Origin of the sequence: Pseudomonas sp. NBRC 111119, from assembly GCF_001320125.1 — a bacterium.
Taxonomy (GTDB): Bacteria; Pseudomonadota; Gammaproteobacteria; order Pseudomonadales; family Pseudomonadaceae; genus Aquipseudomonas; species Aquipseudomonas parafulva.
On sequence record NZ_BCAV01000050.1, the window covers coordinates 37,249 to 57,477 of the forward strand.

At 62.7% G+C, this 20,229-nt stretch carries 19 protein-coding genes; 9 read left to right on the top strand and 10 right to left on the bottom strand.

All coding sequences use genetic code 11. The features are described 5' to 3' along the window. Positions 1-111: 111 nt before the first annotated feature. Positions 112-2,337, bottom strand: a complete 2,226-nt coding sequence (locus APH25_RS18485) for an NADP-dependent isocitrate dehydrogenase (protein WP_060482937.1) — start codon at positions 2,335-2,337, stop codon at positions 112-114. A 462-nt stretch (positions 2,338-2,799) separates the two neighbouring features. On the opposite strand from APH25_RS18485, the gene icd reads away from it, so the two are divergent. Further along, positions 2,800-4,056 (top strand): NADP-dependent isocitrate dehydrogenase, encoded by a 1,257-nt coding sequence (icd, locus tag APH25_RS18490; RefSeq protein ID WP_060482938.1) that lies wholly within the window; start codon positions 2,800-2,802, stop codon positions 4,054-4,056. Positions 4,057-4,128: 72 nt separating this feature from the next. Here icd and cspD read toward each other — a convergent pair whose 3' ends face one another. Further along, entirely contained in the window at positions 4,129-4,383 is a 255-nt protein-coding gene (cspD, locus tag APH25_RS18495; RefSeq protein ID WP_028632341.1) for a cold shock domain-containing protein CspD, read from the bottom strand. 229 nt (positions 4,384-4,612) lie between these two features. Between cspD and clpS the strand changes: the two genes are divergently transcribed. Together clpS and clpA are read left to right on the top strand one after the other, a co-directional pair. Beyond that, on the top strand, positions 4,613-4,975 hold the full coding sequence (clpS, locus tag APH25_RS18500; protein ID WP_023534830.1) for an ATP-dependent Clp protease adapter ClpS: 363 nt from the start codon (positions 4,613-4,615) through the stop codon (positions 4,973-4,975). A gap of 30 nt (positions 4,976-5,005) precedes the next feature. Then, the gene (gene clpA / locus APH25_RS18505; RefSeq protein ID WP_028632342.1) at positions 5,006-7,276 is read left to right on the top strand and encodes an ATP-dependent Clp protease ATP-binding subunit ClpA; all 2,271 of its coding nucleotides are present in this window, start codon (positions 5,006-5,008) and stop codon (positions 7,274-7,276) included. Positions 7,277-7,356: 80 nt separating this feature from the next. Here the strand turns inward: clpA and infA are convergent, their stop codons facing one another. From infA to aat, 3 genes are all read right to left on the bottom strand, one after another. Next, on the bottom strand, positions 7,357-7,575 hold the full coding sequence (infA, locus tag APH25_RS18510) for a translation initiation factor IF-1 (protein ID WP_002553999.1): 219 nt from the start codon (positions 7,573-7,575) through the stop codon (positions 7,357-7,359). Positions 7,576-7,676: 101 nt separating this feature from the next. Beyond that, the gene (locus APH25_RS18515; protein ID WP_060482939.1) at positions 7,677-8,384 is read right to left on the bottom strand and encodes an arginyltransferase; all 708 of its coding nucleotides are present in this window, start codon (positions 8,382-8,384) and stop codon (positions 7,677-7,679) included. A gap of 56 nt (positions 8,385-8,440) precedes the next feature. Then, positions 8,441-9,121 carry a leucyl/phenylalanyl-tRNA--protein transferase gene (gene aat, locus APH25_RS18520; RefSeq protein ID WP_060482940.1) on the bottom strand — a complete coding sequence of 227 codons (681 nt, stop codon included), beginning with the start codon at positions 9,119-9,121 and terminating at the stop codon, positions 8,441-8,443. 318 nt (positions 9,122-9,439) lie between these two features. Here aat and APH25_RS18525 point away from each other — a divergent pair, with 318 nt between their 5' ends. From APH25_RS18525 to cysG, 6 genes are all read left to right on the top strand, one after another. Continuing rightward, positions 9,440-11,983 carry a DNA translocase FtsK gene (locus tag APH25_RS18525; protein ID WP_371262515.1) on the top strand — a complete coding sequence of 848 codons (2,544 nt, stop codon included), beginning with the start codon at positions 9,440-9,442 and terminating at the stop codon, positions 11,981-11,983. A 61-nt stretch (positions 11,984-12,044) separates the two neighbouring features. Beyond that, entirely contained in the window at positions 12,045-12,668 is a 624-nt protein-coding gene (gene lolA / locus APH25_RS18530; RefSeq protein WP_028632346.1) for an outer membrane lipoprotein chaperone LolA, read from the top strand. Between the two features lie 12 nt (positions 12,669-12,680). Next, positions 12,681-14,006 (top strand): replication-associated recombination protein A, encoded by a 1,326-nt coding sequence (locus APH25_RS18535; RefSeq protein ID WP_060482941.1) that lies wholly within the window; start codon positions 12,681-12,683, stop codon positions 14,004-14,006. Next, a complete protein-coding gene (gene crcB / locus APH25_RS18540; protein WP_060482942.1) occupies positions 14,003-14,377 on the top strand; it encodes a fluoride efflux transporter CrcB in 375 nt (124 codons plus the stop codon). The genes APH25_RS18535 and crcB overlap by 4 nt, the downstream gene beginning before the upstream one ends. A gap of 30 nt (positions 14,378-14,407) precedes the next feature. Beyond that, positions 14,408-15,688, top strand: a complete 1,281-nt coding sequence (serS, locus tag APH25_RS18545) for a serine--tRNA ligase (RefSeq protein ID WP_060482943.1) — start codon at positions 14,408-14,410, stop codon at positions 15,686-15,688. Then, on the top strand, positions 15,689-17,077 hold the full coding sequence (gene cysG, locus APH25_RS18550) for a siroheme synthase CysG (RefSeq protein ID WP_060482944.1): 1,389 nt from the start codon (positions 15,689-15,691) through the stop codon (positions 17,075-17,077). 117 nt (positions 17,078-17,194) lie between these two features. Here cysG and APH25_RS18555 read toward each other — a convergent pair whose 3' ends face one another. The 5 genes from APH25_RS18555 to tusC all read right to left on the bottom strand — a co-directional run bounded on the left by APH25_RS18555 (position 17,195) and on the right by tusC (position 20,228). Next, positions 17,195-18,139 (bottom strand): glutathione S-transferase family protein, encoded by a 945-nt coding sequence (locus APH25_RS18555; RefSeq protein WP_060482945.1) that lies wholly within the window; start codon positions 18,137-18,139, stop codon positions 17,195-17,197. Positions 18,140-18,233: 94 nt separating this feature from the next. After that, positions 18,234-19,244, bottom strand: coding sequence for a glycosyl transferase family protein (locus APH25_RS18560; RefSeq protein ID WP_060482946.1), 1,011 nt, complete (start codon positions 19,242-19,244; stop codon positions 18,234-18,236). Then, positions 19,241-19,576 carry a TusE/DsrC/DsvC family sulfur relay protein gene (locus APH25_RS18565; RefSeq protein WP_028633600.1) on the bottom strand — a complete coding sequence of 112 codons (336 nt, stop codon included), beginning with the start codon at positions 19,574-19,576 and terminating at the stop codon, positions 19,241-19,243. Before APH25_RS18565 ends, APH25_RS18560 begins: the two co-directional genes overlap by 4 nt. Then, positions 19,573-19,869, bottom strand: a complete 297-nt coding sequence (tusB, locus tag APH25_RS18570) for a sulfurtransferase complex subunit TusB (protein ID WP_028633599.1) — start codon at positions 19,867-19,869, stop codon at positions 19,573-19,575. Before tusB ends, APH25_RS18565 begins: the two co-directional genes overlap by 4 nt. Beyond that, positions 19,869-20,228, bottom strand: coding sequence for a sulfurtransferase complex subunit TusC (tusC, locus tag APH25_RS18575; protein ID WP_060482947.1), 360 nt, complete (start codon positions 20,226-20,228; stop codon positions 19,869-19,871). The genes tusB and tusC overlap by 1 nt, the downstream gene beginning before the upstream one ends. Position 20,229: the final 1 nt, after the last annotated feature.

Below are 20,229 nucleotides of genomic sequence, written 5' to 3' on the forward strand. Positions count from 1 at the left end.
CAAGCCAAGGCGTGCGCGGACTGCTTCTACTTGTCGCTTGCAGCTTCAAGCTTGCAGCTAAAAAAAACCCCGGTGCGTGGCCGGGGTTTTTGCGGTTACTTCAAGCCAAGCTTACAGGGCTGCAATAGCGCTGTTCAGGGTCTGGCTTGGGCGCATTACCTTGGCGGTCAGCTCGGCATCCGGGGCGTAGTAGCCACCGATGTCGACTGGCTTGCCTTGCACCGCATTCAGTTCGGCAACGATGGCCTCTTCGTTATCGCCCAGGGCCTTGGCCAGTGGCGCGAAGCGAGCCTGCAAGGCGGCGTCGTCGTTCTGTGCGGCCAGTGCCTGGGCCCAGTACAGGGTCAGGTAGAAGTGGCTGCCACGGTTGTCGATACCGCCGACCTTGCGCGAAGGCGACTTGTTGGTGTCGAGGAACTTGCCGGTGGCCTGGTCCAGGGTGCTGGCCAGCACTTTTGCACGTGGGTTGTCGTAGGTGTTGCCCAGGTGCTCCAGCGATGCGGCCAGGGCCAGGAATTCACCCAGCGAGTCCCAGCGCAGGAAGTTCTCTTCCACCAGTTGCTGTACGTGCTTGGGTGCCGAGCCGCCAGCGCCGGTTTCGAACAGGCCACCGCCGCTCATCAGCGGGACAATGGACAGCATCTTGGCGCTGGTGCCCAGTTCCATGATCGGGAACAGGTCGGTGAGGTAGTCGCGCAGCACGTTGCCGGTCACCGAGATGGTGTCCTTGCCTTCGCGGATGCGGGCCAGGGAGAACTTGATGGCCTCTACCGGGGCCAGGATGCGGATGTCCAGGCCGGAGGTGTCGTGGTCTTTCAGGTACTTCTGTACCTTCTCGATCATGACGCCGTCGTGGGCGCGGGCCGGGTCCAGCCAGAACACCGCAGGGGTGTTGCTCAGGCGGGCACGGTTGACGGCCAGCTTGACCCAGTCCTGGATCGGGGCGTCTTTCACCTGGCACATGCGGAAGATGTCACCGGCTTCGACGTTCTGCTCCAGCACCACGGTGCCTTTGCTGTCGACCACCCGTACCACGCCGTCGGCCTGGATCTGGAAGGTCTTGTCGTGGGAGCCGTACTCTTCGGCCTTCTGCGCCATCAGGCCAACGTTCGGTACGCTGCCCATGGTGGTCGGGTCGAAGGCGCCGTTGGCCTTGCAGTCTTCGATGGTGGCCTGGTAGATGCCGGCGTAGCAGCGGTCCGGGATGATGGCCTTGGCGTCCTGCAGCTCACCTGCGGTGTTCCACATCTTGCCCGAGTCACGGATCATGGCCGGCATCGAGGCGTCGACGATCACGTCGCTTGGCACGTGCAGGTTGGTGATGCCCTTGTCGGAGTTGACCATGGCCAGGGCCGGGCGCTGGGCGTAAAGGGCCTGGATGTCGGCTTCGATCTCAGCCTGCTTGTCGGCTGGCAGGTCCTTGATGCGGGCGTACAGGTCGCCGATGCCGTTGTTGGCGTTGAAGCCGACTTCGGCCAGCGCCGCAGAATGCTTGGCCAGCACATCGTTGTAGAACTCTTCGACGATCACGCCGAACATGATCGGGTCGGACACCTTCATCATGGTGGCTTTCAGGTGCACCGACAGCAGCACGCCAGACGCCTTGGCATCGGCGATCTGCTCGGCGATGAAGGCTTTCAGGGCCTTGCGGCTCATGGTGGCGCAGTCGATGACTTCAGCTGCCTTGACGGCGGTTTTTTCTTTCAGGACGGTGGTGGTGCCATCCTTGCCGACCAGCTCGATGCGCAGGCTGTCGTCAGCTTCGATCAGGGCGGCCTTTTCGCTGCCGTAGAAGTCGCCTTGGGTCATGTGAGCCACGTGCGACTTGGAGTCGGCGGCCCAGGCGCCCATCTTGTGCGGGTGCTTGCGTGCGTAGTTCTTGACCGACAGCGGGGCGCGGCGGTCGGAGTTGCCTTCGCGCAGTACCGGGTTTACGGCCGAACCCTTGATGCGGTCGTAGCGGGCGCGGGATTCTTTCTCTTGCGCGGTGGCCGGCTCGTCAGCGTAGTCAGGGATGTTGTAGCCCTTGGCTTGCAGTTCCTTGATCGCGGCCTTGAGCTGCGGTACCGAGGCGCTGATGTTCGGCAGCTTGATGATGTTGGCTTCAGGGGTGGTAGCCAGCTGGCCCAGTTCCGCCAGGTGATCGCCTACTTGCTTCTCTGCGCCCAGTTGCTCCGGGAAGGCGGCGAGGATGCGACCGGCCAGGGAGATATCGCGGGTTTCGACGGCGATGTCAGCGCAAGCGGTGAAGGCTTCGATGATCGGCAGCAGCGAGTAGGTGGCGAGGGCGGGGGCTTCGTCGGTGAAGGTATAGATGATCTTGGAACGGGTGGGCATGCGGGTTAACTCTCTGTGTGCTGAGCGTGCTCGAGTCTCGTGCTGCGCAGGGTAGGCGCATCGCCCTGGCAGCGCCATGAGCGGAAAGTCGAGAGGCTGCGAGCGGTGATGGTGGATGCATCAGTCGAGCGTCAAGTGCCGAGCTGCGGTAACAACCCGGGCTTCGTGGCCTTCGATGGCCAAGGGCGGTCCGCATTTTTCCAAGGGATCGCCCCGATGACCCTACGGTCGCGGGGCAGTATATCAAACCAATCGGACTAATCAGCAAGGCCAGGTGATATCAGCCCATTTATAAGACGAAAGACGTAGCGGCAATGTGGCCGGTTGTCGCAGCTGGCGGGGGGCGGCCGAGGCTAGGGATTTTGTAACTTGCTGCTTCTAACTTGCAGGGTGTGAAAGCTGGATTAGGCTGTGTGGATCGCATGATGTCCAACCCACACCCGACCGCGGAGTAGTGCAAGCATGGGATACCAGAAAATCAAGGTGCCAGCCGATGGCGCCAAGATCACCGTCAATGCCGACCATTCGCTCAATGTGCCTGACAACCCCATCATCCCCTACATCGAAGGGGACGGCATCGGCATCGATGTTTCGCCGGTCATGATCAAGGTGGTCGACGCTGCGGTGCACAAGGCCTACGGCGGCAAGCGCAAGATCGCCTGGATGGAGGTATACGCCGGGGAGAAGGCCACGCAGGTCTATGACCAGGATACCTGGCTGCCTCAGGAAACCTTGGATGCTGTGCGCGACTACGTGGTGTCCATCAAGGGGCCGCTGACCACGCCGGTGGGGGGTGGCATCCGTTCGCTGAACGTGGCGCTGCGCCAGCAGCTTGACCTGTACGTCTGCCTGCGCCCGGTACTGTGGTTCCAGGGGGTGCCCAGCCCGGTCAAGAAGCCGGGTGACGTGGACATGGTGATCTTCCGCGAGAACTCCGAGGACATCTATGCCGGCATCGAGTGGAAGGCGGGCTCCCCTGAAGCCGACAAGGTGATCAAGTTCCTGAAAGAAGAGATGGGGGTCACCAAGATCCGCTTCGACCAGGACTGCGGCATCGGCATCAAGCCGGTGTCGTGCGAGGGCACTAAGCGCCTGGTGCGCAAGGCCTTGCAATACGTGGTGGACAACGACCGCGAATCGCTGACGTTGGTGCACAAGGGCAACATCATGAAGTTCACCGAGGGCGCTTTCAAAGACTGGGGCTACGAGGTGGCGCGTGACGAGTTCGGCGCCGAACTGCTCGATGGCGGCCCGTGGATGCGCTTCAAGAACCCGAAGTCCGGCCGCGAGGTCATCGTCAAGGACGCCATCGCCGATGCCATGCTGCAGCAGATCCTGCTGCGCCCGGCCGAATACGATGTGATCGCCACCCTCAACCTTAACGGTGACTACCTGTCCGATGCGCTGGCCGCCGAGGTCGGGGGTATCGGCATCGCGCCGGGCGCCAACCTGTCCGATACGGTCGCCATGTTCGAGGCCACCCACGGTACGGCGCCCAAATATGCGGGGCAGGACAAGGTCAACCCGGGGTCGGTGATTCTGTCTGCAGAAATGATGCTCAGGCACATGGGCTGGACCGAAGCAGCCGACCTGATCATCAAGGGCACCAACGGGGCCATCGCCGCCAAGACGGTGACCTATGATTTTGAAAGGCTGATGGATGGCGCCACCCTGGTGGGCAGTTCAGGCTTTGGCGAGGCAATGATCAAGCACATGTAACGGCACGGCAAACCGGCCGCTGCCTTGCAGGCAAGCGGCCGGTCACTGGCCGAGCAAAGGCGCCGAGCCCTGTCAGGCGTCGGCGGTGTTGCTGGCTGCAGCCGTGCTAGCCTGGGCCTGGGTGACAGCGCTCGTGATGTTCACCGCATGTAGCCCCTTGGGCCCCTGGATGATATCGAACGTCACGGCCTGCCCGGCCTTCAGGGTTTTGTATCCGTCCATCTGGATGGCTGAAAAGTGGGCGAAAAGGTCTTCATCCTTGCCATCTTCAAGGACGAACCCATAGCCCTTGGCATTGTTGAACCACTTGACTTTACCGCTTGCCATCCCTATGTCCCTCTGCAAAGGACTCCATCACTGGAGTATCATCCACGTCATCCGCATACGAACCTGCGAAAAAATCGGGTTGACTGCGCGGATCTTTATTGACCACGGTGGGTTCTTATTGGTTGTAACACCGTTTTGCCGATAGTCAAGGTCATGCGGCGGCTGCACCAACGGCCTGCTGCAGGGTCAACCCATAACCTTATCCTGTCGATGTGATGAAATTCTTTCCATGCATGCACACAGCCAGATTCGACTAACATTCAATCAGGATCGCCCTCAATCCAACGAGGACGATGGCGCTGGTCTGGCGGTTCAGGAAGCCAAGCCGATCCTGCAGGCCCCACCGATGTACAAGGTGGTTTTATTCAACGATGACTACACGCCGATGGATTTCGTCGTCGAAGTGCTCGAAACGTTCTTTAATCTGAACCGCGAGCTGGCGACCAAGATCATGCTGACCGTCCATACCGAGGGGCGGGCAGTGTGCGGATTGTTTACCCGCGACATCGCCGAAACAAAGGCCATGCAGGTCAACCAATACGCCAGGGAAAGCCAGCATCCGCTACTCTGTGAAATCGAGAAGGACGGTTAATCGCCGACCACTTGGGTATGAGGTGAAGCTATGTTAAACCGCGAGCTCGAAGTCACCCTCAATCTTGCCTTCAAGGAGGCCCGTTCGAAGCGTCATGAGTTCATGACCGTCGAACATCTGCTGCTGGCACTCCTTGACAATGAGGCTGCCGCGACCGTTCTGCGCGCCTGTGGCGCCAATCTCGACAAGCTCAAGCACGACCTGCAAGAGTTCATCGATTCAACCACGCCGCTGATCCCGGTCAGCGACGAAGACCGTGAAACCCAGCCCACCTTGGGCTTCCAGCGCGTGCTGCAGCGTGCCGTGTTCCACGTGCAAAGCTCCGGCAAGCGCGAAGTCACCGGGGCCAACGTGCTGGTGGCCATTTTCAGCGAACAGGAAAGCCAGGCGGTGTTTCTGCTCAAGCAGCAGAGCGTGGCCCGTATCGACGTGGTCAACTTCATCGCCCATGGCATCTCCAAGGTGCCTGGCCACGGCCCGCATTCCGAAAGCGACCAGGAAATGCAGGACGAGGACGGCGGCGAAACCACATCCTCCAGCAACCCGCTGGATGCCTACGCCAGCAACCTGAACGAGCTGGCCCGTGCCGGGCGTATCGACCCGCTGGTGGGTCGCGAACAGGAAGTGGAGCGCGTGGCGCAGATTCTGGCGCGTCGCCGCAAGAACAACCCGCTGTTGGTGGGTGAGGCGGGGGTGGGCAAAACCGCCATCGCCGAAGGCCTGGCCAAGCGCATCGTTGATGGCCAGGTGCCCGACCTGCTGGCCCAAAGCGTGGTCTACTCCCTGGACCTCGGCGCGTTGCTGGCCGGTACCAAGTACCGCGGCGACTTCGAGAAGCGCTTCAAGGCGCTGCTTGGCGAGCTGCGCAAACGCCCGCAGGCCATTCTGTTCATCGACGAGATTCACACCATCATCGGTGCCGGTGCGGCGTCGGGCGGGGTGATGGATGCCTCCAACCTGCTCAAACCGCTGCTGTCGTCGGGTGAAATCCGTTGCATCGGCTCTACCACGTTCCAGGAATTCCGCGGCATCTTCGAGAAAGACCGGGCGTTGGCCCGCCGCTTCCAGAAGGTGGATGTGAGCGAGCCGTCGGTGGAAGACACCGTGGGCATCCTGCGTGGCCTGAAAGGCCGCTTCGAGAGCCACCACAACATCGAGTACAGCGATGAGGCGCTGCGCGCCGCTGCGGAACTCGCTTCGCGGTACATTAACGATCGCCACATGCCTGACAAGGCCATTGACGTGATCGACGAAGCGGGTGCTTACCAGCGCCTGCAGCCAGAAGCCAACCGTGTGAAGCGTATCGATGTGCCGCAGGTTGAAGACATCGTTGCCAAGATCGCGCGCATTCCGCCAAAGCATGTCACCAGCTCCGACAAGGAACTGCTGCGTAACCTGGAGCGTGACCTGAAGCTGACCGTGTTCGGCCAGGATGCTGCCATCGACTCGTTGGCTACCGCGATCAAGCTGTCTCGCGCCGGGCTCAAATCGCCCGACAAACCTGTCGGTTCGTTCCTGTTCGCCGGCCCTACCGGCGTGGGCAAGACCGAGGCGGCACGGCAGTTGGCCAAGGCCCTGGGTGTGGAGCTTGTACGCTTCGACATGTCGGAATACATGGAGCGCCACACCGTGTCCCGCCTGATCGGTGCGCCACCCGGGTATGTGGGCTTCGACCAGGGCGGTCTGCTGACCGAAGCCATCACCAAGCAACCTCACTGCGTATTGCTGCTCGACGAAATCGAGAAGGCCCACCCGGAAGTCTTCAACCTGCTGTTGCAGGTGATGGACCACGGTACCCTTACCGATAACAACGGGCGCAAGGCGGACTTCCGTAACGTGATCCTGATCATGACCACCAATGCCGGGGCAGAAACGGCAGCGCGGGCCTCGATCGGCTTCACTCACCAGGACCATGCGTCCGATGCCATGGAAGTCATCCGCAAAAGCTTTACGCCGGAGTTCCGCAACCGCCTGGATACCATCATCCAGTTTGGCCGCCTGAGCACCGAGACCATCAAGAGCATCGTCGACAAGTTCCTTATCGAGCTGCAGGCGCAGCTGGAGGACAAGCGCGTGCTATTGGAAGTCAGCGATGCCGCGCGCGGCTGGCTGGCGGTATCGGGCTACGACGTGCAGATGGGCGCACGGCCGATGGCGCGGTTGATCCAGGACAAGATCAAGCGGCCGCTGGCCGAGGAGATCCTGTTCGGGGAGCTGGCCGAGCATGGCGGTGTGGTGCATGTCGACTTGCGCGACGGCGAGCTGGTGTTCGACTTCGAGACTACCGCCGAGGTGGCGTAAGGGTGTTGGGGCCGCCTTGCGGCCCCTCTGTCGCCCACAAAAAAGCCCGGCACATGGCCGGGCTTTTTCATGGCTGGAGCTTAGCGCGCACGGTAGGTGATGCGGCCCTTGCTCAGGTCGTATGGCGTCAGCTCGACGCGAACCTTGTCGCCAGTGAGAATACGGATGTAGTTTTTGCGCATCTTTCCGGAGATGTGCGCGGTTACGACGTGCCCGTTTTCCAACTCCACGCGGAACATGGTGTTGGGCAGGGTGTCGACGACAGTACCTTCCATTTCGAAGCTGTCTTCTTTCGACATGCAGTTGAGCCCTCGGATCCAGTGTTGGCCCGACGCATAACCGCACCGGGCAAAAAAGTGGCGTGGATTATGCCGGAAAACTGTGTTTCAAGCCAATGCTTTCAATTGAGGGTGACCCAGCGCTGGTTTATCAGCAATTCGATGGGCCGGTACTGCGTCTTGTAGTTCATCTTCTTGCAGTTCTTGATCCAGTAACCCAGGTAAACCGCCTCCAGGCCCTGGCGCAACGCCTCGCCGATCTGCCACAAAATGGCGAAGCGGCCAAGGCTGCGTCGCTCTTCGTCAGGCTCGTAAAAGGTGTAGACGGCAGACAGCCCGTTGGGCAACAGGTCGCACACTGCTACCGCCAGCAGGCGCCCGCCGGCACGGAACTCGTAGAACCAGCAAAACGGCAGGTCACGTACCAGAAAGGTGGAAAACTGGTCACGGCTGGGTGGGTACATGTCGCCGTCGGCATGCCGGGCCTCGATGTAGCGCCGGTACAGCTCGAAATATTCTTCTTTGAAGGCGGGGCGTGCTGCGGTCACCGTCATGTCGGTGTTGCGCTTGAGAATGCGCCGCTGCTGGCGGCTGGGGGCGAAGCGTGCAGCCGGGATGCGTGCCGGCACGCAGGCATTGCAGTTCTGGCAATGGGGGCGATAAAGGTGATCGCCGCTGCGACGGAAGCCCATTTCCGACAGATCGGCGTACACGTGCGCGTCCATTGGCTGGCTGGGGTCCAGAAACAGGGTGGTGGCCTGCTCGTCTGGCAGGTAGCTGCAGGAGTGGGGTTGAGTGGCATAAAACTTCAACCGCGCCAGCTCTGTCATGATCAACCCCCTCGGTAAGACGTTGCCTTAAGTGTAAGCCAGCTGTAGAAACTCGCCTAGGCGACCCAGCTGGCACTGTTGGGTTGGTCCAGGTGGCGGTCGAGGTAGCGGGCGAACTCGGCGCGGCTGATGGCGTGCGCGCCCAGGCTGTGCAGGTGGTTGGTGGGCATCTGGCAGTCGACCAGCACGAAGCCGGCCTCGCGCAAGTGGTTCACCAGGGTTACAAAGCCTACCTTGGAGGCGTTGTCGGCGTGGCTGAACATCGACTCCCCGAAAAACAGCTGGCCCATGGCCAGGCCATACAGGCCACCCACCAGCTCGCCATCCTGGCGTACCTCCACGGAGTGAGCGATGCCGCGGCGATGCAGTTCGCAATAGGCAGCGCACATGCTGTCAGTGATCCAGGTGCCGTCGGCGTAGCTGCGCGGCGCGGCGCAGGCCGCGATCACCCCGGCAAAGTCCGTGTCGAAGCTGACCTGGTAGCGGCCCTGGCGCATCAGCTTGGCCAGCGAGCGCGAGACATGTAGCTGGCCGGGCAGCAGCACCGTGCGTGGGTCGGGCGACCACCACATGATCGGCTGGCCGTCCTGGTACCACGGAAAGCAGCCATGCCGATACGCCTGCACCAGGCGCTCGGGGCTCAGGTCGCCGCCGGCGGCCAGCAGGCCGTTGGGTTCTTGCAGGGCCTTTTCCAGTGGCGGGAAGGTGAGGGCGTCGCGGGTGAGCCAGGTCAGCATGGTCTGCCTAACGGTGGGGGAGGGGAGAGGGGCAGCATGGCGCGGGTACTTGCCAGGGTCAATGCCGAGGGTGCTGATGTGCGGCGGCGCCTCACGACCGAATAGGCAAATTCCCACGCATTCATGAAAGCGTCGGCACCATCTGCCACATTTGCTGTCACACCTGTGCAAAAACACAGCATAAGCCTTTGTCACAGAAGGCAATGCGTGCTCAAATTGCAGCTATTGGAAAGTCGCCCCCGGTCAGACCCCTTATGGCTAAGCGCCATGGCGGCTGGCGGGCAGTAATGTTAAAAGTAGTGATCCGTTGGCCCAGGCCTGGCCGGTCACTACTGGACGCGCACCACGCGCAGGAATAGACGCGTTTTGAAGAAATCCACCGCAACCCCAGCTCCCTTGCCTGTGCCCCTGTGGCGGCAGCAGCTGCACTATCGCCTGAAGGAAGGCGCGTTGATCGCTGTCGGCGCCCTGTGCCTGTACCTGTGGATGGCGCTGCTCACCTACGACACCTCGGACCCGGCCTTCAGCCACACGGCCACGGTCGACCAGGTGCAGAATGCCGCCGGGCGTGCCGGGGCGTACTTCGCCGACATCCTGTTCATGGTGCTCGGCTATTTCGCCTACATCTTCCCGCTGCTGCTGGCGCTCAAGACCTGGCAGATCTTCCGTCAGCGTCACCAGCCCTGGGACTGGAGCGGCTGGCTGTTCTCCTGGCGGCTGATCGGCCTGGTGTTCCTGGTGCTGTCGGGCGCGGCCCTGGCGCACATTCATTTCCACCCCCCGGCCAGCATGCCGTTCTCGGCTGGCGGGGCGTTGGGCGAAAGCCTCGGCGAGCTGGCCCGCAACTTCTTGAACGTGCAGGGCAGCACCCTGATGTTCATCGCCCTGTTCCTGTTCGGCCTGACCGTATTCACAGACCTGTCGTGGTTCAAGGTGATGGACCTTACCGGCAAGATCACCCTCGACCTGCTGGAACTGGTGCAAGGCGCCGCGTCGCGCTGGTGGGAGGCGCGCAATGAGCGCAAGCGCCTGGAGGCGCAGCTGCGCGACGATGAACCAGTGGTGCCTGCGGCCAAGGCCGCGCCCGTTACGCCTGAAAAACGCGAACCGGCCAAGACACCGCTGCGCGAGCGCCTGTTCAAGCGCGAAGAAGCCCCTGCCCAGGCAGTAGAGCCGCGTGAGCCTACCCTGGGGCGTGAACCTGTATTGGCCCGCGAACCGGTGGTGGAGCGCGAGCCCGTGGTACCGCGCCCGCAGGCAGCCATGCCAACGATCGTGCCGCCTTCCGCCGCCAAGGCGCCCGAGCCCAGCAAGCGGGTGATGAAAGAGAAGCAGGCGCCACTGTTCATCGACAGCGCCGTGGAGGGCACCTTGCCGTCCATTTCCATCCTGGACCCGGCCGAACAGAAAAAGATCGAGTATTCGCCTGAATCGTTGGCGGGCGTAGGTCAGTTGCTGGAGATCAAACTCAAGGAGTTCGGCGTCGAAGTGACGGTGGATTCCATCCATCCGGGCCCCGTGATCACCCGCTATGAAATCCAGCCTGCGGCCGGTGTGAAGGTCAGCCGTATCGCCAACCTCGCCAAGGACCTGGCGCGCTCGCTGGCCGTGACCAGCGTGCGCGTGGTGGAAGTGATCCCGGGCAAGACCACCGTCGGTATCGAGATCCCCAACGAAAACCGGCAGATGGTGCGCTTCTCCGAGGTGCTGGCCACGCCGCAGTACGATGACCAGAAGTCCCCGGTGACGCTGGCGCTGGGCCATGACATCGGTGGCAAACCGGTGATCACCGACCTCGCCAAGATGCCCCACCTGCTGGTGGCCGGTACCACCGGCTCCGGTAAGTCGGTGGGTGTGAACGCCATGATTCTGTCGATCCTGTTCAAGTCCAGCCCGGAAGACGCGCGGCTGATCATGATCGACCCGAAAATGCTTGAGCTGTCCATTTACGAAGGCATCCCGCACCTGCTGTGCCCGGTGGTCACCGACATGAAGGACGCCGCCAATGCGCTGCGCTGGAGCGTGGCCGAAATGGAACGCCGCTACAAGCTGATGGCGGCCATGGGCGTGCGTAACCTGGCGGGCTTCAACCGCAAGGTGAAGGACGCCCAGGAAGCGGGTGAAATCATTCACGACCCGCTGTACCGTCGCGAAAGCATGGAGGACGAGCCGCCAGCACTGAAAACCCTGCCCACCATCGTGGTGGTGGTGGACGAGTTTGCCGACATGATGATGATCGTCGGCAAGAAGGTCGAAGAGCTGATCGCCCGTATCGCGCAAAAGGCACGTGCGGCGGGTATCCACCTGATTCTCGCTACCCAGCGCCCGTCGGTGGACGTGATCACCGGCCTGATCAAGGCCAACATCCCGACCCGCATGGCTTTCCAGGTATCGAGCAAGATCGACTCGCGTACCATCATCGACCAGGGCGGTGCCGAGCAGTTGCTGGGCCATGGTGACATGCTGTACATGCCGCCCGGTACCAGCCTGCCTATCCGCGTACACGGCGCGTTCGTGTCCGACGATGAGGTGCACCGCGTGGTGGAAGCGTGGAAGCAGCGCGGCGCCCCGGACTACAACGACGACATCCTCAACGGTGTCGAGGAAGCCGGCAGCGGCTTCGAAGGTGGTGGCGGCGGTGGTGATGGCGACGATTCCGAAAGCGACGCCTTGTACGATGAAGCCGTACAGTTCGTGCTCGAGAGCCGCCGTGCGTCCATCTCGGCCGTGCAGCGCAAGCTCAAGATCGGCTACAACCGCGCTGCCCGCATGATCGAAGCCATGGAGATGGCCGGTGTGGTCACCCCCATGAACAGCAACGGCTCGCGCGAAGTGATTGCCCCAGGCGGCCCGCGCGACTGATGATCACCCTGCCGGTCGCCAGCCATGGCGGCCGGCCTATTAACGCTCAATGAGGATTCCCATGCGCGCAATTCGCATGCTGTTGGTTTCTGCCCTTGCCCTGGGCCCTGTTGCAGCCTTTGCCGGCGAGCAAGACGTACAACGCCTGACCCAGTTGCTGGAGAAGTCGCAAACCATCGAGGCCAATTTCTCCCAGCTGACCCTGGATGCCGGTGGCACCAGCCTGCAGGAAACGTCTGGCAAGATGACCGTGAAACGGCCAGGCCTGTTCTACTGGCACACCGATGCGCCCCAGGAGCAGGTAGTGGTGTCCGACGGCATCAACGTCACCCTGTGGGACCCTGACCTGGAACAGGCCACCATCAAGAAGCTCGACGTGCGCCTGAACCAGACCCCGGCGCTGTTGTTGTCCGGTGACGTCTCGAAGATCAGCCAGAGCTTCGACATTACGTCGAAGCAGCAGGGCGACGTGATGGACTTCACCCTCAAGCCCAAAACCAAGGACACCTTGTTCGATTCGCTGCGCGTGTCGTTCCGCAAGGGCCTGATCAACGACATGCAGCTGATCGACAGTGTCGGCCAGCGCACCAACATCCTGTTCAACGGCGTCAAGGCCAACCAGGCAGTGGCCGATAGCCGCTTCAAGTTCGACATCCCCAAAGGCGCGGATGTGATCAAGGAGTAACCAGAGCCCGTCATGGACCTGTTTCGAAGCGAACCTGTCGCCCAGCCCCTCGCGGCGCGGCTGCGCCCGTCCAACCTGGACGAGTACGTGGGCCAGGAGCACCTGCTGGCCCGCGGCAAGCCGCTGCGTGAGGCGCTGGAGCAGGGCGCATTGCATTCGATGATTTTCTGGGGGCCGCCTGGGGTGGGCAAGACCACCCTGGCGCGGCTGTTGGCCCAGTTCTGCGATGCGCATTTCGAAACCGTGTCGGCGGTACTGGCCGGGGTGAAGGAAATCCGCCAGGCGGTGGAGGTGGCCAAGCAGCAGGCCGGGCAATACGGCCGGCGCACCATCCTGTTCGTCGATGAAGTTCACCGCTTCAACAAGTCGCAGCAGGACGCCTTTCTGCCGTTTGTGGAAGACGGCACCCTGCTGTTCATCGGCGCGACCACCGAAAACCCATCGTTCGAACTCAACAACGCCTTGCTTTCACGGGCACGGGTGTACGTGCTCAAGAGCCTGGACGAAGCGGCCCTGCGCAAGCTGGTGAACCGTGCACTGACCGAAGAACGTGGCCTGGGCAAGCGCAACCTGCACGTTGGCGATGAGGCGTTCAAGATGCTGATGGCCGCCGCCGACGGCGATGGCCGGCGCATGCTCAACTTTCTGGAAAACGCCGCCGACCTGGCCGAGGACGGCAGCGAAATCAATGTAGAACTGCTGCAGAGCCTGCTGGGCGACAGCCGCCGCCGGTTCGACAAGGGTGGCGAAGCGTTCTACGACCAGATTTCGGCGCTGCACAAGTCGGTGCGTGGCTCTGATCCGAATGCGGCCCTGTACTGGTTCGCGCGCATGCTCGATGGTGGCTGCGACCCGCTGTATATCGCCCGCCGTGTGGTGCGCATGGCCAGCGAAGACATCGGCAACGCCGACCCCCGTGCGCTCAGCCTGTGCCTGGCGGCCTGGGATGTGCAGGAGCGCCTGGGTAGCCCGGAAGGCGAGCTCGCCGTGGCCCAGGCCATCACCTACATCGCCTGCGCCCCTAAGAGCAACGCCGTTTATGTGGGCTTCAAGACGGCCCTGCGCGAAGCTGCCGAGCATGGCTCGCTGGAAGTGCCGCTGCACCTGCGCAACGCCCCGACCAAGCTGATGAAGCAGTTGGGCTATGGCGACGAGTACCGTTACGCCCACGACGAGCCAGATGCCTACGCAGCAGGTGAAGACTACTTCCCGGATGCGCTTGAGCCGCGTCCCTATTACCAGCCTGTACCCCGCGGCCTTGAACTGAAGATCGGCGAAAAGCTGCGGCACCTGGCTGACCTGGACCGCAACAGCCCTCGCCAACGGAGAAAGCCATGATTGCATTGATCGCCGCAGTCTCTGCCGGTGGCATCGCCGGCACCCTGCTACGCTTTGCCACCGGCAATTGGGTGGTCGCCCACTGGCCACGGCATTTCTATCTGGGTACGCTGGCCGTGAACCTGGTCGGCTGCCTGCTTATCGGTCTTTTGTACGGGCTGTTCTTGCACAAACCCATGGTGCCGGTGGAGCTGCGTGCCGGCCTAATCGTGGGTTTTTTGGGCGGCCTGACCACCTTTTCTTCCTTTTCGCTGGATACCGTACGCTTGCTGGAAAGCGGGCAGGTACCCCTGGCATTGGGCTATACCGGTATCAGTGTGGTGGGCGGCCTGCTCGCAACCTGGGCCGGGTTGTGCCTTACCCGATTCTGAACCAACACCTACCTATAACGAGAGAACGATATGCTCGATTCCAAACTGTTACGCGGCCAACTTCAGGAAGTGGCAGAACGCCTGGCCTCCCGTGGCTTCAGCCTGGATGTCGCGCGCATCGAATCACTGGAAGAACGCCGCAAGGCGGTGCAGACCCGCACTGAGCAGCTGCAGGCCGAGCGTAACGCCCGCTCCAAGTCCATCGGCCAAGCCAAGGCCAAGGGCGAGGACATTGCACCGCTGATGGCCGACGTCGAGCGCATGGCCAACGAGCTGGCTGCTGGCAAGGCCGAGCTGGACGGTATTCAGGCTGAGCTGGACGGCATTCTGTTGACCCTCCCCAACCTGCCGGACGCCAGCGTACCGGTGGGCGCCAGTGAAGACGACAACGTCGAAGTGCGCCGCTGGGGCACGCCGACAGCCTTCGATTTCGAGATCAAGGACCACGTTGCCCTGGGTGAAGTGAGCGGCGGCCTGGACTTCGAGGCGGCTGCCAAATTGTCCGGCGCCCGCTTTGCCGTGCTGCGTGGCCCCATCGCCCGCCTGCACCGTGCGCTGGCGCAGTTCATGATCAACCTGCACACCGGTGAGCATGGCTACGAAGAGCACTACACCCCTTACCTGGTGCAGGCCCCGGCGTTGCAGGGCACCGGCCAGTTGCCGAAGTTCGAGGAAGACCTGTTCAAGATCACCCGTGAGGGTGAGGCTGATTTCTACCTGATCCCGACCGCTGAAGTGTCGCTGACCAACCTGGTGGCCGGGGAAATCCTCGATGCCAAGCAACTGCCGCTCAAGCTGGTCGCACACACGCCGTGTTTCCGCAGTGAGGCCGGTGCGTCTGGCCGCGACACCCGCGGCATGATCCGTCAGCACCAGTTCGACAAAGTCGAGATGGTGCAGGTGGTAGAGCCGGCCAAGTCGATGGAAGCCCTGGAAGGCCTCACCGCCAACGCCGAACGTGTGCTGCAGTTGCTGGAACTGCCTTACCGCGTACTGGCCCTGTGCACAGGCGACATGGGCTTTGGCGCAGTGAAAACCTACGACCTGGAAGTGTGGGTGCCCAGCCAGGACAAGTACCGTGAAATCAGCTCGTGCTCCAACTGTGGCGACTTCCAGGCGCGCCGCATGCAGGCGCGCTGGCGCAACCCGGAAACCGGCAAGCCTGAGCTGGTGCACACCCTCAACGGGTCCGGCCTGGCTGTTGGCCGTACTTTGGTGGCTGTGCTGGAAAACTACCAGCAGGCCGATGGTTCGATCCGCGTACCGGATGTGCTGAAGCCGTACATGGGCGGCGTCGAGGTCATTCGCTAAATGGATTACCTGCCGCTGTTTCACAAGCTGCAGGGCGCCCTGGTGCTGGTCGTCGGCGGTGGCGAAATTGCCTTGCGCAAGGCGCGCCTGCTGGCCGAGGCCGGCGCCGCGCTGCGCGTAGTCGCACCGGACGTGGACGGCCAGCTGGCCGCCATGGCCCGGGAAGGCGGCGGTGAAGTGCGGGTGCGTGGTTACCAGGCAGCCGACCTTGCCGAATGCCGCCTGGTGATCGCTGCCACCGACGACCCTGGCCTCAATGCCCAGGTGTCGGCGGATGCGCAGGCGTTGAGCCTGCCGGTCAACGTGGTGGACGCGCCGGCCTTGTGCACGGTGATTTTCCCCGCCATCGTCGACCGCTCGCCGTTGGTGATCGCCGTGTCCAGCGGTGGCGATGCGCCGGTGCTGGCGCGTCTGATCCGCGCCAAGCTGGAGGCCTGGATACCCGCCGCCTATGGCGAGCTGGCCGGTTTGGCAGCGCGCTTCCGGAACAGGGTCAAATCCCTGTACCCGGACGTCAACCAGCGTCGCGGGTTCTGGGAAACCGTATTCCAGGGCCCGATTGCCGAGCGCCAGTTGGCCGGGCAGGGCGCCGAGGCCGAGCGGTTGTTGCAGGCCATGGTCGACGGTGCTCCGGTTCAACAGGGCGGCGAGGTGTACCTGGTGGGGGCAGGGCCGGGCGACCCGGATCTGCTCACCTTCCGTGCCTTGCGCCTGATGCAGCAGGCGGACGTGGTGCTGTATGACCGGCTGGTGGCGCCGGCGATCATCGACATGTGCCGCCGCGACGCCGAGCGCATTTACGTGGGCAAGCGCCGCGCCGATCATGCCGTGCCCCAGGATCAGATCAACCGCCTGTTGGTGGACCTGGCCCAGCAAGGCAAGCGCGTGTTGCGGTTGAAGGGGGGCGACCCGTTCATCTTTGGCCGTGGCGGTGAGGAAATCGAAGAGCTGGCCGAGCACGGCATCCCGTTCCAAGTGGTGCCAGGCATCACGGCTGCCAGCGGCTGCTCCGCCTACGGCGGCATTCCGCTCACCCATCGCGACTATGCGCAATCAGTGCGGTTCGTCACCGGTCACCTGAAGGACGGCACCAGCAACCTGCCGTGGACCGACCTGGTAGCGCCAGGCCAGACCCTGGTGTTCTACATGGGCCTGGTAGGCTTGCCGACAATTTGCGCCGAACTGATCCGTCATGGCCGTGCGGCCAGTACGCCTGCGGCGTTGGTTCAGCAGGGCACCACCCGCAACCAGCGGGTGTTCACCGGCACACTGGCAGACCTGCCTGACCTAGTGGCCCGGCACGAGGTGCACGCGCCCACCCTGGTGATCGTCGGTGAGGTGGTGCAGCTGCGGGACAAGCTGGCCTGGTTCGAAGGGGCCGCTACATAACCTGTTTTCAGCTCATGTACCTGTGGGAGCGGCTTCAGCCGCGAACACCGGCAAAGCCGGTGCCATCCACCTCGGTATCTGCTTCGCGGGTAAACCCACTCCCACACGGGGTGTCGGCTACCGGGTATAGATCCCTTTACCAGGCAGCCGCGCCCGTTCGTGAGGCTGGCTGAAATCCTGCAACGGGCCTTTTGGCACGATGCCGTTCGGGTTGATGTTGGTGTGGCTCAGGTAATAGTGCTTCTGGATATGTTCCATGTTCACTGTGCCTGCCACACCCGGCCACTGGTAAAGCTCGCGCAGCCAGTTGGTCAGATTGGGGTAATCACACAGGCGCCGCAGGTTGCACTTGAAGTGCCCGTGGTACACCGCATCGAAGCGCACAAGCGTGGTGAACAGGCGAACATCGGCTTCGGTCAGGTAGCGGTTGCGGTCGAGTAGCGCTTCCAGACGGTCCAGCTCGCTGAACACGTCATCAAACGCCTCTTCGTAGGCAGCTTGGGTTGTGGCGAAGCCAGCCCGGTACACACCATTGTTTACAGCCGGGTAGATACGCTCGTTCAGCCCATCGATGGCTGCGTGCAGGTGCTCGGGGTACAGGTCCAGCGTATTGCCAGTCAGCCCGTTAAACGCCGTGTTGAAGATGCGGATGATCTCCGCCGACTCGTTGTTGACGATGCGCTTTTCCTGCTTGTCCCACAGCACCGGTACGGTCACCCGGCCCGTGTACTTAGGATCGTCCTCGGTATAGCGCTGGTGCAGATACTGCAGGCCGTCGAGATGGTCGCCAGTAGAGCCCTGCTGCTGATCGAACGTCCAGCCCTGGTCCTGCATCAGCCAGCTCACCACCGAGACATCTATCAGCGGCTCCAGGCCTTTGAGGGCGCGTACTATCAAGGTTCGGTGGGCCCAGGGGCACGCCAGCGATACATACAGGTGGTAACGACCGGCCTCGGCGGCGGGCAGCTGATTGCGGCGCTGGGCGTTCTCGCGCTTGAACGTGCCGTCCTTGCCGTTTTCATACCACTGGTCATGCCAGCGGCCATCGATCAACAGGCCCATGATGAGCTCCTTAACAAAAGCGATTTGTCGTTGGAGCCCAGTCTAGGGCATGTGGTTCGAACGAATAACCCAAAGAGTCAGGCGATATGATCGATCAAATCGATCTGTTGCGGGCGTCCCAGTACTGGCGAGCGGTGGCGAAGGCAGTGTCGCGGTTCTGGCCAAGCCCCCGCAGGGCCAGGGCCATGGTGGCGATGACAGCCTTCTCACCGTAACTGTCCTCGACGTTGCCGCGCCAGAAGGCCAGCAGATACTCGGGCTGCAGGCTCGCCGGTTTCACGTGCCGGCGTTCGCTTAGTGCTGGCCACTCTTCGTCCCACGCCTGGCCATCGGTGGCCCCGTACAGGTGGCTGATGACATCCGGGTTTACCTCGATCTCGCCGCCATCGCCCTTGATCACCACGGCATGGTCGCCCAGCAACCGGCTGGCTTCGCGGTGCACGGCCTGGTAGCCAGGGTGGAAGATGCTCTGCAAGCCGCACTTCGCCCCCAGCGGGTTGAGTACCCGGGCCAGGGAGTGAATGGGGGAGCGCAGGCCCAAGGTGTTGCGCAGGTCGATCATGCGCTGTAACTGCGGCGCCCAGTCCTGCAGGGGGAAGAACGCCAGCTTGTCTTGGCCCAGCGTGCGCTCGACCTCACCCCAGCTGCGGCACAGCGGAATCTGCAGCAAGTCGAGCAACTGCTCGGTGTACAGCCGCCCTGCGGTGTGTGCACCGCCGCCATGCATCAGGATGCGCACGCCATTGGCCGCCAGGCACTTGGCGGCCAGCAGGTACCAAGGCAGGTGGCGCTTCTTGCCCGCGTAGGTGGGCCAGTCCAGGTCTACGGCAATGGCGGGGGCTTGCAGGTGCGCGCGCAGGGCTTCGGTGAAGCCGGCGAGCTCCTCTGCGCTTTCCTCCTTGTGCCGCAGCAGCATCAGGAAGGCACCCAGTTGGGCGTCCTCGACCTTGCCTTCCAGCAGCAGGGTCATGGCGGCGAAGGCTTCTTCCCGGGTGAGGCCGCGGGCGCCGCGCTTGCCTTTGCCCAGAATGCGCACGAATTCGGCAAATGGGTGCTCAGCTGGCGTCTGCAGGGTGAGTGGACGGGGCGGGGTGGGCTGGGTCATATGCAATTGGTCGGCTTGGGCAGGCCCGCCAGCTTGGCGGCAAGTTTGGCGGGGGTGCCATTGAACAGTCGGTTCAGGTGTGGGCTGTTGCCTTTCTCGGCGCCCAGCTTCAGCGCTGCGTACTTGATCAGCGGGCGCGTGGCCGGTGAGAGCTGGTACTCCTGGTAGAACTGGCGCAGCAGTTCGAGGATTTCCCAGTGGTCGGCAGTGAGGGCGATGCCTTCACGGGCGGCGAGCCCCTGGGCAACTTCGTGGGACCAGGCGTGCAAGTCCACCAGAAAGCCGTCTTTGTCCAGCGCGATGGCCTGGCCGCCGCTATCGAGCGTGTTCATAACCAGCTGTTGACCTTGTCGTAGTGCAGTGAAAGCGCGACGAAACCTGGGTAATCGACCGCCGTTGCCAGTGGGTTCTCTATTGCGCGGGCCTGCAGGTCCTCGTCCAGGGCAAACAGGCGATCCGCCAGGTTGGCCTGTTGCAGCTGCTGATGAGGTGCAGCGCCGGGCCGCAGTGCGTAAACGGCGTCACCGCACAGCAACACTGCGTCGTCAGCCCCGAGCAGGCGTAGGCAGCTGCGCAGCCGCTCATCGCCGAAGGGGGAGTGGGCAATTACATGCAAGGTCGCCATCAGAGGGTCACCACCTGGTCGTATTGCGCGATAAGCCCTGTGAGTGCGGCGTCATCCAGCACCTGCACCGGCAGTGCCAGGTCGCCTGCTGCCAGGCCCCGGCTGGCGAGGCTGTGCCCGCAGGCAAACAGTGCGTCAACGCCGAACATCGGCAACGCCTGCAGGTTGGCCCCCAGGTTTTTTTGCTGCAATGCGGCAGGCTGCTGGCCGTTGGCAAGCTGGAACACGCCATCGTCCAGAAACACCATGCCCAGGGGCAGGTCGAAGGCACCGCCCGCCAGTGCGATATCCAGTGCTTCGCGGGCCGATGGGCCATTCCACGGGGCCTGGCGGCTGATGATCAACAACGATTTGGCCATA